Origin of the sequence: Paenibacillus abyssi (assembly GCF_014640295.1) — a bacterium.
GTDB lineage: Bacteria > Bacillota > Bacilli > Paenibacillales > Paenibacillaceae > Paenibacillus_D > Paenibacillus_D abyssi.
Genome location: NZ_BMGR01000015.1, coordinates 1 through 17,125 on the forward strand (window position 1 = coordinate 1; position 17,125 = coordinate 17,125).

Annotated in this window: 12 protein-coding genes and 2 pseudogenes; 1 reads left to right on the top strand and 13 read right to left on the bottom strand. The window is 45.3% G+C overall.

Annotated features, from left to right (window positions below; translation table 11 throughout):
• Both IEW11_RS19785 and IEW11_RS19790 read right to left on the bottom strand, forming a co-directional pair.
• Positions 1–386, bottom strand: a pseudogene (locus IEW11_RS19785) (group II intron reverse transcriptase/maturase); the annotation flags it as partial.
• 581 nt (positions 387–967) lie between these two features.
• Complete coding sequence (locus tag IEW11_RS19790) at positions 968–1,846, bottom strand: VOC family protein (RefSeq protein WP_188532806.1); 879 nt, start codon at positions 1,844–1,846, stop codon at positions 968–970.
• 344 nt (positions 1,847–2,190) lie between these two features.
• Between IEW11_RS19790 and IEW11_RS19795 the strand changes: the two are divergent.
• Positions 2,191–2,471, top strand: a pseudogene (locus tag IEW11_RS19795) (DUF2306 domain-containing protein); the annotation flags it as partial.
• Positions 2,472–2,632: 161 nt separating this feature from the next.
• Here IEW11_RS19795 and sigK read toward each other — a convergent pair.
• The 11 genes from sigK to IEW11_RS19850 form a co-directional block, all read right to left on the bottom strand.
• Positions 2,633–3,334: an RNA polymerase sporulation sigma factor SigK gene (gene sigK / locus IEW11_RS19800; protein ID WP_188532807.1), complete on the bottom strand. Its 702-nt coding sequence runs from the start codon at positions 3,332–3,334 to the stop codon at positions 2,633–2,635.
• A gap of 246 nt (positions 3,335–3,580) precedes the next feature.
• A complete protein-coding gene (locus IEW11_RS19805; RefSeq protein ID WP_188532808.1) occupies positions 3,581–4,528 on the bottom strand; it encodes an NHL repeat-containing protein in 948 nt (315 codons plus the stop codon).
• Between the two features lie 196 nt (positions 4,529–4,724).
• Complete coding sequence (locus tag IEW11_RS19810; protein WP_188532809.1) at positions 4,725–5,600, bottom strand: phytanoyl-CoA dioxygenase family protein; 876 nt, start codon at positions 5,598–5,600, stop codon at positions 4,725–4,727.
• A 96-nt stretch (positions 5,601–5,696) separates the two neighbouring features.
• Positions 5,697–6,515, bottom strand: coding sequence for an AraC family transcriptional regulator (locus IEW11_RS19815; RefSeq protein WP_188532810.1), 819 nt, complete (start codon positions 6,513–6,515; stop codon positions 5,697–5,699).
• Between the two features lie 128 nt (positions 6,516–6,643).
• Positions 6,644–8,932, bottom strand: a complete 2,289-nt coding sequence (locus tag IEW11_RS19820) for a glycoside hydrolase family 31 protein (RefSeq protein ID WP_188532811.1) — start codon at positions 8,930–8,932, stop codon at positions 6,644–6,646.
• Between the two features lie 48 nt (positions 8,933–8,980).
• Entirely contained in the window at positions 8,981–10,672 is a 1,692-nt protein-coding gene (locus IEW11_RS19825) for a hypothetical protein (protein ID WP_188532812.1), read from the bottom strand.
• A gap of 49 nt (positions 10,673–10,721) precedes the next feature.
• Positions 10,722–11,555 (bottom strand): carbohydrate ABC transporter permease, encoded by an 834-nt coding sequence (locus tag IEW11_RS19830; protein WP_188532813.1) that lies wholly within the window; start codon positions 11,553–11,555, stop codon positions 10,722–10,724.
• A gap of 1 nt (position 11,556) precedes the next feature.
• Positions 11,557–12,501: a carbohydrate ABC transporter permease gene (locus tag IEW11_RS19835; protein WP_229725486.1), complete on the bottom strand. Its 945-nt coding sequence runs from the start codon at positions 12,499–12,501 to the stop codon at positions 11,557–11,559.
• Between the two features lie 300 nt (positions 12,502–12,801).
• Complete coding sequence (locus tag IEW11_RS19840; RefSeq protein ID WP_188532814.1) at positions 12,802–14,610, bottom strand: sensor histidine kinase; 1,809 nt, start codon at positions 14,608–14,610, stop codon at positions 12,802–12,804.
• Positions 14,600–15,364 (bottom strand): response regulator transcription factor, encoded by a 765-nt coding sequence (locus IEW11_RS19845; protein WP_188532815.1) that lies wholly within the window; start codon positions 15,362–15,364, stop codon positions 14,600–14,602. The genes IEW11_RS19840 and IEW11_RS19845 overlap by 11 nt, the downstream gene beginning before the upstream one ends.
• Positions 15,365–15,630: 266 nt before the next feature.
• Entirely contained in the window at positions 15,631–16,989 is a 1,359-nt protein-coding gene (locus tag IEW11_RS19850; RefSeq protein WP_188532816.1) for an ABC transporter substrate-binding protein, read from the bottom strand.
• Positions 16,990–17,125: the final 136 nt, after the last annotated feature.

Consider the following 17,125-nt stretch of genomic DNA (forward strand, 5'->3'; position numbering starts at 1 on the left):
TCGATGACTAGTTTGGTTGCCATCTGAATGACGCGGTCTCTCACCGTAGGAATCCCTAGCGGCCGTTGCTTGCCATCCTTCTTTGGGATGTAGTGGCGTCTTACTGGTTGCGGATGATACTCGCCTTCTTTAAGAAGCCGTTGACATTCGTGCACGAAGAGTACTTCTCCTTGCTTTTCAATGTCTGCTAACGTTTCTCCGTCAATTCCAGCCGAGCCCTTATTGGCTCGTATTCTTCGCCATGCCTCCCACAGGATGTCTAGCCGATAGATCTTGTCGTACAGCGCGTGAAATCTTCGCTTCTTGCTTTCCTTGGCCGCATGACCTAGTTTCTCCTGGAGTTGTTGAACGTTTTCCTTTGGTGTTGTTAGCCGTTTGGCATTCACTGATTCGTACCTCCTTAAGAAACATGAACAAAGCAAAGCTCCTTCCCTCCCGCAGGTTGTGTTGTCCTGCGTTCCACGGTAGTATGAGCCCCTCGGACTCCCTTCCTGCAGACCTCTCACTTCACCTTGAGGGCTTATAGAGGGTCTTTTTACGAAGTGTTGTTTCGTGCAGGGGAGGGTCTCCCCAGTTCACTGCCTCCTCTTTCATACCATGCCGTTTCCCTTACGCCGGAGGATTCTTCACTGCCGATCCAAGTTCTGAGCAGCTTCCATGGCCTTCGTCCAAAAATGCGGGACTCGGCATCCTCTCTTTCCTCTTGCGAGGCCTTTTTGACGACGCGGCAGAATTCACTTTATGTTACGGCCTGGTACATTGCTCGCCCCATCTCCGACGGGTACTTTCGTCGATACGCTTCTACGCACAGATTTCGCCATACGCAGGTATCCTAGCTGCACAGGGGCTTGGCCCCTCCTGTGACCGGACTTTCACCGGCTAGAGAATGCGTGCTTAGCTGGGCACGCCATAACAAAAAAAGTTTTAGAGCAGGCCCGGCCCTAAAACTCTCTGTTGCACCTTGCAGCTATACCAGCGCTTTTTCGAAAGAAGTTCCCCATTGGGAGATGCAGTCTTCCGTTTTCCAAACTTTCGGTTTCTGCGGGTTATCTCTATGCCAAGGTCTTGGCTCAAAGGAATCCAATTCCTTTACGTACTTATCGCCATCGGTAAACAGCTCGATCATATTTTCATCGGGGTCATAATGGTAAGTAGCGATATTATGCCCGGCACCATGCCTGGACGGCCCCCACAAGATCGGAATTTGGTGTTTCCCCAGATAATCCATACAATGTGCCAGATGGCTGTAATTCCTCAATTCGAAAGCGAGATGATGTAATCCTTTTCTCGGGGAAGCGCAAAAATTCAACACATGGTGATCCGTATTACATGTCGTAAATCCGAAAAACTCTTCGATCCAATCCGTATTAATGAATCCCAGTTTCTCATAAAACTGTACCGATCTTTTCGCGCTTTCAACTCGTAAGGAAAGATGGCCGATTTTGTTAGGAATGATTCCAACGTGCTTAAATCCAGAGGCCGCCGTGCCCATTTCAGAAAACAGCTGTACCTCATAACCGTCCGGATCCGAAAATCCGATAACTTCCGGCACACCTGGTTTTGTATCCGTTTTCAATTCTGCTTTAATATCAATCTCGGCTAATTGCTTCACGACATCTTTAGCTGAAAAATCCGATTGGTATTGGAGTCCAAAACGAGCGAATCCCGACAGTGTGGAAGGAACCAGAACTATATTATGATGATCTGTAGAGCTGCTTAGGTAAACCCTCCCATCAGCATCTTCTTCTACAAGACTGAAGCCCATCACTTCTGTGTAATATCTCTTAAGAGCTTCAATATCCCTCGTATTAAATTCAACATAGCCCAACCTGAACACATGGAACATGCGGTTTCCTCCCTTAAAAGAGTATCTAGGACTATTAATAATATTATATTATGTTTATAATTTGTCAAGTACATTCAATTGATTTTTTTAACCCATTTAAGCAGCAGTGAATGAAATAATCTCACTCACAACTATATTCGGATTTACTTTATATATTCCGTGTTTATGTGCAGCCCTACAGGTATCCAACCCGCCAGCAGTGCTCCCCCATTCAAATGATTGCTTGCAACTCATCTGCAGCATTATTCGAGATTGAGATGCGTTTTTCCGTGTAAGCGGACTCAGACTGTCAATCGGCTTCCGGAGTAATAACATAAGGTCAATGGACTTGTTGCTGAGTGCACCCTTACGCTACCGGAGGAAAAATTATCAGCATGGGGTTTAACGCACTAAATTTGATATGGAAATCAAAAAGAAACCGATGATCCGGCACCGGAGCTGGATGATCCGAAGTTATGCCTTTTGTTTTACGAACATGTTGATTCATCTAATCACCGTGCTTGTTCATCAAGGATTGGGTCTCGGTTACGCTGCCAGTTATACCATTGGCGTCTACGGCTCCATCGTGCTGCTGCTTGTGATCCCTGAACTCGTCATCAGAAAAATCGGCCACCCAGATCGATGAAGCAAGCCTGCGGAAGTCATGGCAACGATCAACTAAAATGCTTTAATTTTATATGTAACTCACAACAAAAGCAGCGACCATTAGGCACCAATAGGCCGCTGCTTTTCAGCATTTTCAGAAGAAATTAATTGGTTTCTTTTCCTCAATGAGCATTCTACCTCTCACTTCTTCTGCTTATAAAACTCATGATACAACTTCATGAGTGCCCGCTTCTCGATGCGCGATACGTAGCTGCGGCTGATGCCAAGCTCTTTCGCGATTTCCCGTTGTGTCCGTTCATCTCCGCCTGCTTCCAGGCCGAAACGCCCGATCACAACCTCCTTCTCCCGATCATCAAGAATATCCAGGTTTTTATAGATTTTCCGCTTCTCGATCTTAAGCTGCACTTTATCCACGACATCGTCGGCTTCCGTACCGAGGATATCAATCAACGTAATTTCGTTACCTTCCTTGTCGGTTCCGATTGGATCATGCAGGGACACATCTTTACGCGTTTTCTTGAGCGAGCGAAGGTGCATGAGAATTTCGTTCTCAATACAACGGGCCGCAAATGTCGCAAGCTTCGTGCCCTTTCCTGTTTGAAAGCTTTCGATCGCCTTGATCAATCCAATCGTTCCGATCGAGATCAGATCCTCTAAATCTTCCCCTGTATTATCGAATTTTTTGACGATATGCGCCACCAGCCGCAGGTTATGCTCGATGAGAAGATTACGGGAATGCTGATTGCCTTCCGCCATTAATTTCAGGTGCTTCGCTTCCTCATCCTCCTGCAGCGGCTGCGGAAAGGCATTGTTCTTGACATACGAAACCAATAGCGACAGCTGTTTGATGAACAGCGCGATCGCCGCAAACAATCCTGGCATGAATCGGCCACCCCCATATTGAAATGTCGGGGAGTTCACTTTCCCTTCCCGAAAGAACACTGAAGACTGTTCTACATTGTATGTGGGCGTGGGCCTAGAAGTGCATGTACGGGAAAAAGGCCGATTCTTTTTCATCCGCGTTATGCAAATCCTTTAAACCAAAAAGCATTGCGTCCTCATTTCGAGTTCACAATGCTTCGATAAATAAGTTTGTATAAAGGAAAGCGTCTACTCAAGAAATCATCCTTACCCGCAGCCGCTGCCACACGTGCACCTTATTATTCGTTTTAGTTTAGTCACACGGCCGTCTGAGATCCATTCGGCAACGTAAACATTGCCTTTCTTATCGACGCAAACCCCATGCGGTGAACTAAAGCGGTCTGGGCGATAGCAGCTCTTGGGTAAATTAGGCCAGCCTTCTTGCTTGTACGCTTGCTGATCTTCACCAAGATGTGTAATCAGTTGATCTTGTTGATCGAATATCGTTACCCGGCTATTTAAATCGGGAATAAACAGCTCATGTTCGGTGTAATAGAAGCTGCAGGGACGATCCACATCGTTTGTAATAAACCGTTTATGCTTTCCGTCCAATGTGAAGACCTGGATGCGGAAATTCCCCCGATCCGCAACATATAGCTCCGGCTCTTCTCTGCGAAGGTCAACTGATATCCCGTGGGGCCTTAACAGTTGCCCTGCTTCATGACCGGCCCCGCCCCAGGATCTGATATAGACGCCCTCCTTCGTATAGTGATGAATATAAGGCTCACCGTAGCCATCTGCGATATAAATGTCACCGTTTGGCGCGACTGCCGCATCTGTAGGAATGAATTTCTTCTCGTCATTATAAATATCCGGGCGATCGGGTGTTCCAATGGATAGAATCTCCTGTCCATCAAGCGTCAGCTTGACCATTAAGCCGCAATTTATGTCCGTGACATAGAGATACGCTCCGTCCGCTTCCTCATGTAAATAGAATCCATGCGCGCCTTCTTCGAACTGTCCGCCCCACGATGTAAGATAGTTCCCATCTTCATCGAACACCACGACAGAGGGGTTCCCCGTATGAAACACATAAACATTCCCTTTTGCATCGGTCTCGATGCCATGGGTATATCCAAAGGTAATAGATGGCGGGAGCTTAGCCCATCCCTCTACAACCTCATAGCGATAATCTCTTGATCCAACTGCTAACATGCGGACACCTCCATGATTTCACCAATCCTATTAACGGCACATGAAATTTACTGATCTAAGCACAAAAAAGGATCCTTTGCCGGAATGTATGCAATGCTCTGTTATACGCACAATTTGATCCTCTTACTCCCTGCAAAAATAAAAAGGCTATTGTCATTGTAAAGTACAAAAACAATAGCCTGGCCTCAGTTAAGATCTATACCCTGTGAGCATAGTTCTGTTTTTTCTCTATAGCCTCCTTCCACATCGTGCGCCACTGATTATGATCGGTCAATACGCTGTCCGGATTAGAGGCGCTGCGGACCACGAAGGAAGGATGGTAGGAACGGCCGGACGCCGCACCTGTTTTATGGTATCTTAAGTCGAGAGACCAGCGGACAATGTTGGACAAATTCGATGTTCCCCGATGCGGCGTGTACTTATTCATAATCACGATACTGCCTTTTCGACACTCTGCGGTAATGGGTTTAGCGGAAGGAAGAAGTTCCGGACTGATCGTTGTTCCTTCTCCTCCGATATGCTTCAAATACCCTTGTTTGAACACTTGGGGCATGATTTCCATACAGCCTGTTTCGGCTGTGGCATCTACCAGAGGCATCCAGAATGTAATGATCTCGGATGCCTCTGAATCCTCGGACGTAACGGCGGCATCCTGATGCCAAGGCACATTTTCATCCGCAGGCTGCTCCCCTACCCCCCGCCAAGGCAATTTTGCGCGCATATGCTGGATTGGATTACAGGAAATCTCCCGGCCCAGCAAGCTTTCAACGACATTAAGCAAACGATCGTTTCGTAAGAAATCAAACATCGCTTCACCCAAAGTAAACATAATATCAAGGTTTTTTGTAATCTCTTTCGACTGTTCACTAAGCAGGATAATCCGCCTTTCAAAAGGCTCATTCTCATACAGCTCCGTTATTTTGCCTTCCGATTTCAGCCTGCGGGCACGCTCGTCGATAATTTGGTTGATCTCGTCGATCACCGGCTGCAATTCAGCATCGGTAAGCACGTCCTCGGCAATCAAATATCCGTTCGTTTGAAAATCAACAATTTGTTCATGCGTCAAGCCCATATGCTATTCCTCCTTAAGAATAAGATTCATCACTACAATTTAAGTATAGATAACGGACCGGAATCTCTGAAGGCACAGAATTGACGGCAATACGGACTATTTTATCCTGTTTTCTTGAAGCAGGTTTTTTCGGTACACCTGCGGAGAATAGCCGTACACACTGCGAAACACTCTGGCAAAATAGGACGGCTCATCGAAACCCAGCTTCTCGGCAATGGTGTAGACAGGAAGATCCGTAAAGGACAGCAGCTTCTCGGCTTCACGCATCCGGACCGTCTGGAGATATCCCATCGGACTGTCGCCCGTGTGCTCCTTAAAAATGCGGCATAAGTAATTTGGCGTGACATGGGCAAAACCTGCCGCTTCGCTTAACGACACCGCCCGGCTGCGGTTTGTGAACAGAAAATGCTTCACACCCTCAATTAATTCCTCGTGGGGTACGATCGGCTGATCGGCACGAACTGCAATGTTGGCGATCGTCTTTACCCTTGCCATGAGCTCTGCAACGAGTATCCCCGAATGCTGCCGCAGCAGCGGACTATTCATAGCCTCAAGAATTCGCTCGAAGCCTTCCTTAACAAGCGGTCTAAGCCGTGAGGGGACACGGATCGGCTCCTTCCAATCCATATCCGGTCCCGCTTCCAGCTTCCCGGCCGCTTCACCGAAATGGACGACAACTGAGTTTCTGCATCGGTCCAGTAATCGGAAGGTACATTCAAAATTAGTCAGCGGCTCTCCATCCCCAAACAGAAACCGGTGCGGCTCGTTCGGACTGATCACATAGAGCATTCCCGGTTCTGCGACCGTGGTGGTCTCGCCCACCGTTACCTTGCCCTTGCCTTCTAAAATATAGAGAAGATGGAACACCGGATGCTGATGTAAGGAAACCTGGCTGTTCAGGCGCGCTTTGACCAAACTAGTCGTGATATGATCGATTGTATAATCCGCGCCAGCAATCCCGATTTTGAACTCTATACGGCATCTCCCCCTTACTCGACTCCACTTCTTCTCTAATTCAAAGGTTTGGATCGCTTAATCCGGCACTATTGTGAACGAATAACGCTTATTTTGTCTTGTCCCCCATGAGAGAGCTCATAGTTTATCAACTCAGGACGGCCGTTCGGCAAACATACGACACCGGCTGCCTGCTTCGCATCCGCAGCATAAGCAACATACTCCAAGGCCTCCCAGTCCATTTCCTGTGTAGATTGAGCGAGTGGAATATGCGGAATCAGCGTTCCATCCTTAACAAGCACAATGAGCGGTACGGCTCCTGCCTGGATGTTATGGACTTTCCCGCCTTCATATGCCTTGTGAGTCTGGTAATCGATCCATGCCCCCTCCGGCAGATAAACCTTTCTGGCGGAATGACCGCTGTGGAATAATGGAGCAACCAGCATGCTGTCTCCGAACATATAGCTGTCATCAATCTCCCAAACGAGCGGATCTTCAGGATAATCAATGCACAGTGCGCGAACCATCGGAAGCCCCTTCTCGGCAGAGACAACAGCTTGCGCGTAAATGTAAGGCATCAATTGGTAACGCATATTTACAATCGCTCTAAACCGGTCCATAAACGCTTCGTCAAACAGCCATGGCTCCTTTGGCGGCTGGCCGTGACAGCGCGTGTGAGAGGAGAACATGCCGCAGGCCAGCCAGCGCAAATACAGCTCTTCCGGACTGCGCTTTACAAAACCTCCATTATCATGGCTCCAGAATGAAAATCCGCTGGCGCCGAGGGACAATCCCCCGCGGATGCTGGCCGCAAAAGCGCCGTCAGTAGCTTCTGGATCTCCTCCCCAGTGCACAGGGTACTTTTGCCCGCCGGCCCAAGCGCTGCGCGCCCATATTACAGGATGATCGTCGCCGCGACGGCTCGCTTCGTAAACAGCGCCCGTATAGCGCAAGGCATAAAGATTATGCTCAAATCTCCCTGTTTTGCCTGAAGCATAGGCGCCGTGAAGCGGTGCTTCTTCACCGAAATCCGCCTTGATCGCCGAAATTCCCAAGTCGAACAGTCGGGTAATTAGTCCTTTAAACCATTCAATCGCCTCCGGATTGCTGAAATCGACAATAGCATCCTCTGTGGGCAGCTTTCCGTCTGCATCCAGGATGACATAACCCTTGTCTATGGCCTCCTGATACAATGTATTCGTAGGCGTAAAATAAGGCACCTGCCATAGACTTAAATGGAAATTCTGCGCTTTAAGCCGGTCCAGCATGGCCTTGGGATCCGGAAATCTTGAAGGAGAGAACTCGTAGTTGCATCGCCATTCCACGTCAAACCAGCCGGTATCCAGGTGAAGGACATCACATGGAATTTGATGCTCGCGAAGCTTTTGCGCAACATCCAGGACTTCATCCTGGGTGTTGTACGTGATCCGGCTCATCCATAATCCGAACGACCACAAGGGCGGCACCGGGCTTCTGCCGGTCAACTGCGTATATGCGCCAAGAATCTCATGCGGGCCGCCCAAAAAGAAGAAGATATCCAGCATATCGTCGCCGACATATACCGTCTGCGCGCCATCGTAGCTATGCCCGATGTCCAGTGTTACTGGGGCCGAAGTATGAACAAACATCCCATAGCCGTTGCTGCTCATCAGGAAAGGAACCGGCTTATACATGTCACGGTTCATGACCCCTTTGGGATCATTCATCCACAGATTTAATTTTTGCCCGCGCTTGTTCAATCGTGTGAAGGACTCGCCGCCTCCAATGATCGCCTCGCCGGGAATAAGCTCAAGCGACAAGGCCATATATCTTCTTAAATCCGCAGAACGGCGTACGAAGGAGGTTGGCCTCGGCTCATTATTCAGCAGACCGGCGACATCCGCCATTTGCTTGGTCCGGGTAAGGACTCTTCCTGAGCGGTCGCGCAATACAAAGCGCAGCGGGTCCCGCTCAACGGTCAACGAGCCATGGGCGCTCTCATAAACAACCGTCCCTTCTTCCTCCTTTGCGGACCACTTTGTTTCTCCAAGCCGTTCAATCATCGGGGAAGCCGCCTGTGCGTCGCCAAGCGGGCCCTTCCCGGACAACCTCACCCTTACCACACGATCCGAAACAAAGGAGATGTCAAAGGGCAGCACTTTATCCTGCTCGTATTCCGGGGGGAATTCCCAGGAACCCGTCCGTTCAAACGGAAGCATCACCTGATTAAAGGATGTTCTTATCTTGTAGCCATGCCGCTGCCATTCAATACTGCCCCGGCCTGTATGGGCATCAAGCACTGTCACCCGGTTTAAATGAAAGTGTAGATTTTCCGTCTTATGAAACGATTGACTGACATCAATGGATTCATTCAATAATCTGATATCATTCAGACTCACCATGCCGCCTCCTTGTCTGTCTAGTTCATGTCAATCTATGCCTGCCGGTTACTTAAACTGCAATTTGGAGACCCTATTTATCGCATCCAGACGGTAATAGTGCACCTTCTCATAGCACAGCAGTACGCTTGCCGGATATTCATAGACCGGGAAACGATAATTTTGCAGCCGGCCTTCGAACACGCGAAGCTCTTCAAGGGCCTCCAATACGGCTTTGCCGTCTCCGCCGGGACTTGCTGCTTTAACCAGAATGTACACATTAGCGACAGCTCTGAATTGCTCTACATAGAATCTGTAAATCTCGAACTGCGAGACCAATAGCGCATAGAAATCTTCTTTTAATCCAGGATTATAAGCTTTAATGAAGTCATACAGCTCGCATACCTCGGCAAGCGCTTCGTTCTTCTCTTCCAGGAATGCCGCCACATTTTCCGGGGTCATGTCATGGTCATTTGCACGCTCCGGGAACCATTTTTGCAACCCGTGATGCTCCTTGGCCAAAAACTCGCCATGCTCAATATTCGCCGGGATCTTGCTGTTGGAGCTGAACAAGAAGTCTTTAATATAAGGGGTTTTCGCCATTACGGACCAGGTGCGTTCAAGAATATCCATCACCCTTTGGACGCAGGCTTCCTGTTCTTTTGCGCTTAATTCCTCTGCAAACAATTGATATTCGGTTAGATACGTACGGTAGATCTCTGAGCCCGGCAGGTCTGGATTCTTGGCGAGCATGGCTGTTGCGTACACATTAAGAATGTTGGCCGTATCAAAAGCCGAGAAATTCGGGAGCGCTTCCCAATCCACGCGTGCCGTAAATCCTTTGGCCCCTCTAGCCAAAGCGTATTTCATACGGGCTCGAATATCTTCAATTAAGATGCAGGGGACGACGCCAAAACCGAAGTATTCGCCAAGCACTTCATATTCAATCCATTGTTCATGGTCACCTACTTGACCGATTAATGCATTATCCGGAAACGTTGGATAGAAATCCTGAGGTGTATTTTTGATCGAAACGGCGATATCTCCCGGCATACTCATCACACCGGCACGAAGGCCGCTTTGTTCATCCGCATAGTAAGTAAAGTCCCGCACAACGAGCTGCTTTCCGGCTGCTTTAACCGGCTTATAGATGGACATAATGATGTTTTGCTGCCACTCCTGCAGGTCGAAGTTCTTGCATACGTCACATTTACATTTGCCATGCGCCAGGGAAGCACGGCTTTCACGCGTCCCCGTAGAGGTCACGATTCCGCTCAGCTCCGGGATATTTTGAAGCAGCTCTTCATATTTTCTGGGCAGATAGGTCTCCCACCAGAACGGGTTGCTCGGGCATACTGCATCGCCCTTCATCATCTCACTGTTAAATAACAGGTCGGCATACCAGATTTCTTTGGTCTGGAAAAAGACGCGGATCCCTTTCCGGGAAGCCATGCGGACAATGGATCGCATCAATTCCATCAAGATCGCCTTTTCATCAATAAATACAAATGGACTCGGGGTTTTGTCGTAAATTCTTTCATAGATTTTTTCGAAAATGCCGTAGATATTTTTCTCTTTGATATCATCGCCGTATAGAATCGATGGGAAGACCAGCTTGTCGGCAATGTCGTTTTCGTGAAAAATCAGCGTATTCATGTCGTGGCGTACCATAAAGTTTATGATCTTCTCCATCTTTTCCGGGTTCCACATCGTTGCCGTGTCATGAATTTCGATACTGCGTGTTTGGAATTGTTGGGTCATTTGAAATTCCTCCTAATTTAAGTTGATGTTCCTTTATAAAAATAAAAGGCTAACCTTTGATTCCGCTCTTCGCGATGCCTTCCACGAAAAATTTCTGCGCGAAGAAGAAAAATAGTGCGCAAGGCAGCATACTGAGTACCGACATGGCCATAATTTGATTCCAAGTGGTCGCCGCATCAATATCCATCATCATCCGCAAGCCAAGTGAGACGGTATACTTGCTTACACTGCTGATGTAAATCAATACACTGAAGAATTCATTCCACGCCCACATAAAATTGAATACAGCTGCTGCAACAAGTGCCGGCTTACTTAAAGGCAGCAGGATATGAGTCATGATCTTAAAGGAGTTACATCCATCCATAACCGCCGACTCATCCAATTCCTTCGGCAATCCGCGTAGAAATTGATACTGCATAAAAATATAGAAGGGTGAAAAGCCAAGCAGCGCTGGAACCACAAAGGGCAAATACGTGTCCAACCAGCCTAAATTATTAAACAGGATATATCTTGGAATGATGACGACCGTAGGCGGCAGCATTAAGGTTGAAAGCATAAGCGCAAATAAAATTTTGTGCATTGGGAAGCGAAATCTGGCAAAGCCATAAGCAATGACATAGCTGGAAAAGGTGGTCAGCAGTACGGTTGGGATGACCATCTGAAACGTATTCAGGAAAAAGTGTCCAAACGTAAATTGGCCGCTGCCCGCCCAACCAAGCCGATAGCCTTCAAGCACAAATTCTGCAGGCAACAGTTTGATAGAGCCCAGAATATCGTTATTGGTTTTGAAGGAGCCAAAGAAGATCCAGATTAACGGGTAGACCAAGATAAAGCCCAGTACAGACAATAAAGCGTAAACACTCGATTTTCTCAGAAATCTCATATCATTTACCACCATCCTCATAATGCGCCCAGTAGCGGGAACTCCAGAATAAAACAGCGGTCAGTGTGATAATGGCTGCGAACATGAGCCAGGATAGTGCTGCGGCGTACCCCATGCTGAAGTACTTGAAACCGTTGTCATAAATCATAATCGAAAACAGATAAGTCGATTTCGCCGGACCTCCTTTAGTAATAACGAATGGTGCCGTAAAATCTTGAAAGGCATTAATCGTCTGCATGACCAGGTTAAACAGAACGATTGGCGTAAGCATTGGTAAGGTGATCGACCAGAACTGTTGAATTTTATTTGCGCCGTCTATTCGGCCCGCTTCATACAAATCACCGGGTATTTGCTTCAGCCCCGCCAAAAACAAAACCATCGAGGTTCCAAACTGCCAGACGTTAATCATACTCAATGTATAAAGGGCAATATCGGGATTACCAAGCCAATCAACAGGCGGAATATGAACAGCACTTAAGATTTGGTTGACCAGGCCTTCACGCATAAATAAGAAACGCCATAGAATCGCAACCGCCACACTGCCTGCAAAGATCGACGGAAGATAATATACTGTGCGGTAAAAGTTAATGTGCTTTAATTTCTTATTCAGCAGCAGGGCAACCAGTAAAGCAGTGGTTAGCTTTAAGGGAACCGCTATAATTACCCACTTGAATGTAACGACTACGGAATTCCAGAAGTTATGATCCTTCGTGAACATCTGGATATAATTCTTCAACCCCACAAATTCCGGTTTTCTTAACAATGTAAAATCAGTAAAAGAGTAATAGAGAGAGGCCATTAACGGGTATAATTCGAGAATCAGAAAGCCGATTAACCAAGGCGAAATGTAAAGGAGCCCCACCCATTGCCTGTTACCGGAAATTAACTTGGGCAGTCGTTTTGCTCTCGTTTTATAAGAATGTTGAGTTTGCGTTCGATTATTCAACGACAGCACCTTCTTTTTTTTATTTTCCTTACCCTAATGCTTAAGAAATAGTAATGTGTTGCTCTCACCACCTTCATTCCATTTTGAAACGGCAGCAGCCGATCTTCTTTGGCATAGATTGCTTGCCTTCCCAAGTGTCATTTCAGTTATGCAAACGCTTCCTTCATGCTCAAACTTATTATATAAGGGGGCGTTTGGACTAAAAAGGGATATCATTTTGTAAAAAGTATCATTTTTCGGATAAAAACAATCAGGGGTATTCATATTTTGGATAACATAAAAAACCTTAGCCCATCAGGGCTAAGGCAAAAGCATCGTTGTCACCGGTATCGGAATTCGCATATAAATCGCGGTGCCTTTGTTATATTTGCTTTTAATCCGAATACCGTAATGTTCATCCCCGTACATCAGAACTAACCGTTTATGGACGTTATAGAGTCCGATGTGTTCATTCGTCAAGCTGTCCTCACCATGTTTTAATTTTTCTCTGATGGCCTTTAAAGTCTCCGGCTTCATCCCCAACCCATCATCTACCAACCATATTTTCAAAAAAGAATGGTCCTTTACAATCTTGATGGAAATAGTTCCAAATACTTCTTTTTCCTTGATCCCGTGATAGATGCTGTTCTCGATCAGCGGCTGCAGCAAAAGCTTCATAACATGAATGTGCAGGATATCTTCATCGCATCTCCAATTTACCTTAAACTTGTTGTGGTAACGAACCAACTGGATATTGAGATAACACTGGGTATAGTATAACTCTTCCTCCAGCGGGACCGTTTCACTCGAATTGCTTATGGCATACTTTAATATGATTGAAAGATTATCGATCATCTCACTGACCTCATTAGGTTTCTTAGTCAGGGCAATCGCCTTCCAACTAATGGTGTGCAGTGTGTTATATAAGAAATGCGGATTGATTTGAGATTGCAGCGCCAATAATTCCATGACTTTAATTTTGTATTTCCTTTCAGACAACTGCATTTTCAAATAGTTCTGCTCGAGGAAGGTTTTGATCATGCTGCGAATGAGATAGCTGTGCTCATCTTTAACTTTTGTTAAATCTGTAGGCAGCAGCTGCCCGGATTGGGCCGATTCCAATATTTTTACAAGCTTCAGGAAATTTAAATAGTTATTGCGCGTCATATATAACGCAAGCAGTAATCCCATAATCAAGCATACAACAATTAAGGTAACGGAGATATGAAGCAGCCTGAATGGAACCGCATACAGCGATTGATTAGGAATGACTGAAATATAGGTCCACCCATATTGACTTGAAACGTACTTGGATACGGTATATTTATTCTCAGACTTTGTGTAGCTGAAGAAATTTTGATCGTTATTCAAAAAGCTGGAAATATCCTGTTTGTTAATTTCAGAAGCCAGCTTATATGAAATGACAGGCTCATGACTCTCATTGACGATAATAAGTCCCTGGTCAGGATAACTTACCGTGCTGTCTTTCAGATCTTTTATATAATCAGGTTTAATATTCAATACAATGATTCCATCCGCCTCTGCAGGGTTGATCGTAAACAAATTATTATAAATGGTTAATATGGATTCAGGCCTAGAGGAAGGGTAGCGCTGCAGTTCTCTTAATTCACTTCTTACCCCTTTGGCTGATTTCTCCTTCAAATAACCTTCATACCAGGCATAATCGTAATAGGCGTCCAAGCTCGTTAATCCCATGTCGCCGGATGAAATCAACCGGTTGTTAGAATTATCGTAGTAAATATATAAGGAATGAACATAAGGCTTTATATGGGAAGTAGAATCAATATAGCTTTTGATCGTTGTAAACAGTTTGTGGTCGACGTAGGTCAATTCCTTTTTATTAAATACATTCTTCAGCGCGACGATCATATTTGAATTTTTGCTGAAACTGAAGCTTAGCGTTTCCAATTCGCTAATGATCAGGTCCATCTGTTGACTGGCCTGCTTCAGAATAGTCAAATTATTTTTATTCACTTCATCCTTAATATAGGCTTGAGTAACGATAATCGATAACGTTCCAAGCAGCAATAAAGGCAATATGATCAAGAGCAGCAAACTCTTTAAGTGCTGTAACAGGATTTTGTGCTTGTTATACTCCTCAGTTCTCATGCTCGGTACCTTTTCTGAATTCCATCGGTGTTTTACCGAAATGATTTTTAAACGTCCTTGTGAAATTTTTAGGATTGCTGTAGCCTACATTTTCACTTACATCATAAATTTTATGTTGAACATCCATCAATTGCGTTGCCGCTTTTTCCATACGCACATTCAATAAAAATTGAGAGAAATTTTGACCTGTTTTTTGTTTGAAGAAATGGCTTAAATAGCTGGGATTCATTCTTACTAATGTGGCGGCTTCATATAGGGTGGCGACTTTGAAATGCACTTCAATATACTGTTTAATGGTGGATATGACTTCTTCATCATAATTGTATTCCCTTATTTCATTCCGATCGGCTTTACGTCCGGAAGACTGCTCAGAATCAGTCGCTTCCAGTTCTTTTTTGATTCGGGAGAATACCTCAATCAGTTCCTTATATTTAGCTGGTTTCAGTATATAATCCTTAACGCCATACACCATAGCTTGTTTCGCAAACTCAAAATCAGCATAACCACTCAGGAAAATGACCTTTGATCTGCATTTCATCTGAAATAATTCCTCGGCAAGCTCGATGCCATTCATAACCGGCATTTTGATATCACTGAACACAACCTCCGGTGGATCGGTTTTGATATATTCCAAAGCTTGCCTTCCATTGTCATACTGACCAACCACCTCAAACCCCAGCTCATTCCAAGGGAAATAGTGGCATAACGCGTCCCTGGTTTCTATTTCATCTTCAATGATTAGTAATTTATGCATGTTTATGCGTTCCCCCCAATTCGATTGTTGGTCTTACCATGCACACCTCAATAAAAGCGCTTCCAAAACATTGATCATTTGTGCCAATAAACACTCTTATCTTTATCTTAAAGACATTGAGCCATACAGAAAAGGGGGAGATGATTAGAAAAGGTATCATTTTTTTGTATTGCTAGCTTTATAATACTTAGAGGCTCTTCAATAAATACAACAACAGCACTTCTGTTTGAAGTGCTGCTATCATGCCTATTTAGTCGATGCATCGATTATTTCATCTGCGCGAGCTTATCTTCCAACAAGGCAATCAATTGTTCGCTTCCTTGTTCCGGAGTCAACTCCCCAAATCCGACTTGATCAATGATATCCGTAAAAATGATCGTTAATTCCTGATTCTGACTGATCGCATTGTCCGGCAGCACTTTACTGGAGTTCTCAAGTGCAAGATCCAATGCTTTTTGTACCAACGGATCAATAAGATTCGCTTCCCCAAGAACTTCTTGACCTACTTTTGTCGCTGGAACCCCCCGTGTTGTTCCCATGAGCTTGATCGCCTCTGGATCATTCACTAACCAATTTAAAAACTTCGCTGTTTCCTCCGGATACTCTGTTCCTTTGTTCATAACATAGACTAGTGTAGAACCTGTGAACGTCCCCGGATCCTTAAAGCCCTCCATTAAAGGCAATGCGCCAACTCCTAAATTAAAATTTTCCACCTGCTGATAGACCGGAATTAAAGATGTATACTTATGCGTGATGCCCATCTCTCCGTTCCTCCATTTTGGATTCTCATGCTGGCTGACATCTGGATATAATACTGCGCTGGCAAGCGGCTCGGCTACATTTTGTTCAAAGATGTCTCTTACAAAAGTCAGCATTTTTATCATATCTTCTTTAGTAAATCCTAACGTATAATCATCCTTGATAAACTGATTTCCTGTTAATTGTTTTTGGTAAACCCTTAGAACAAAGTTTAACTCCGCAGCATCCAGCGAGAGCAGGTATGCATTCGGATCTTCATCATGTACTTTTTTGCCCACCTCAATCAAGCTGTCCCAAGTCCATTGTGTATCGGCAGGGATATTATATTTTTCAAAGAAATCATTATTGTAAATCAGGACGTCGCCCTGCAGCCCGGCAGGAAACCCTATTTTCTTTCCATTAAATAATTGCGTTTCCATAAAATTCTCAGGCACTGTACTAAAATCGATAATGTTCTCGTATTCTCCCAAATCCGCTAAAAACTCATTCTGAGTCACCAAATCAAAATACCAACGGTCCACAATAGCCATAACATCTGGAGCTGTCCCCCCCGCAAGCTGGGCTACCAGCTTCTCATAAAAACCGGAATAATCCATGTATTCCCCTTGAATCGTCACATGAGGATTTAATTCCATATAACGCTCAATAGCGTCCAGGGTAGCTTTATTACGCTCTTGAGCCCCCCACCAGCTGAAGCGAAGGGTAACCTTTTCCGGCTGACTTGAAGAACTCGTGTTGCTGCTCTCACCGCTTTCATTGCTTTCACGGCTGACAGTCCCTGAATTCGTACTCGAACAACCAATCATTAAACTTGAAATAAGCAAAATAATGACCATAAACTTTAGGACCGGATGTTTCCTTTTCATTTTTATGCTCTCCTTTCAAAATAATTGTAAGCGCTTCCTTAATTTCAATTTTATTATAAATTCTAATATAGCATTGAAAAAGGGATCCCGTTTTGTAAAAAGTATCATTTCTGAGCGAAATAAAGATCAAAGTGTT

Excerpts from the sequence above, each read along its gene's own strand:
- IEW11_RS19790 (WP_188532806.1), bottom strand. The coding sequence starts at position 1,846 with ATGTTCCATGTGTTCAGGTTGGGCTATGTTGAATTTAATACGAGGGAT.
- IEW11_RS19825 (WP_188532812.1), bottom strand. The coding sequence starts at position 10,672 with ATGACCCAACAATTCCAAACACGCAGTATCGAAATTCATGACACGGCA.
- IEW11_RS19845 (WP_188532815.1), bottom strand. The coding sequence starts at position 15,364 with ATGCATAAATTACTAATCATTGAAGATGAAATAGAAACCAGGGACGCG.
- IEW11_RS19840 (WP_188532814.1), bottom strand. The coding sequence starts at position 14,610 with ATGAGAACTGAGGAGTATAACAAGCACAAAATCCTGTTACAGCACTTA.
- IEW11_RS19830 (WP_188532813.1), bottom strand. The coding sequence starts at position 11,555 with ATGAGATTTCTGAGAAAATCGAGTGTTTACGCTTTATTGTCTGTACTG.
- IEW11_RS19850 (WP_188532816.1), bottom strand. The coding sequence starts at position 16,989 with ATGAAAAGGAAACATCCGGTCCTAAAGTTTATGGTCATTATTTTGCTT.
- IEW11_RS19810 (WP_188532809.1), bottom strand. The coding sequence starts at position 5,600 with ATGGGCTTGACGCATGAACAAATTGTTGATTTTCAAACGAACGGATAT.
- IEW11_RS19805 (WP_188532808.1), bottom strand. The coding sequence starts at position 4,528 with ATGTTAGCAGTTGGATCAAGAGATTATCGCTATGAGGTTGTAGAGGGA.
- sigK (WP_188532807.1), bottom strand. The coding sequence starts at position 3,334 with ATGCCAGGATTGTTTGCGGCGATCGCGCTGTTCATCAAACAGCTGTCG.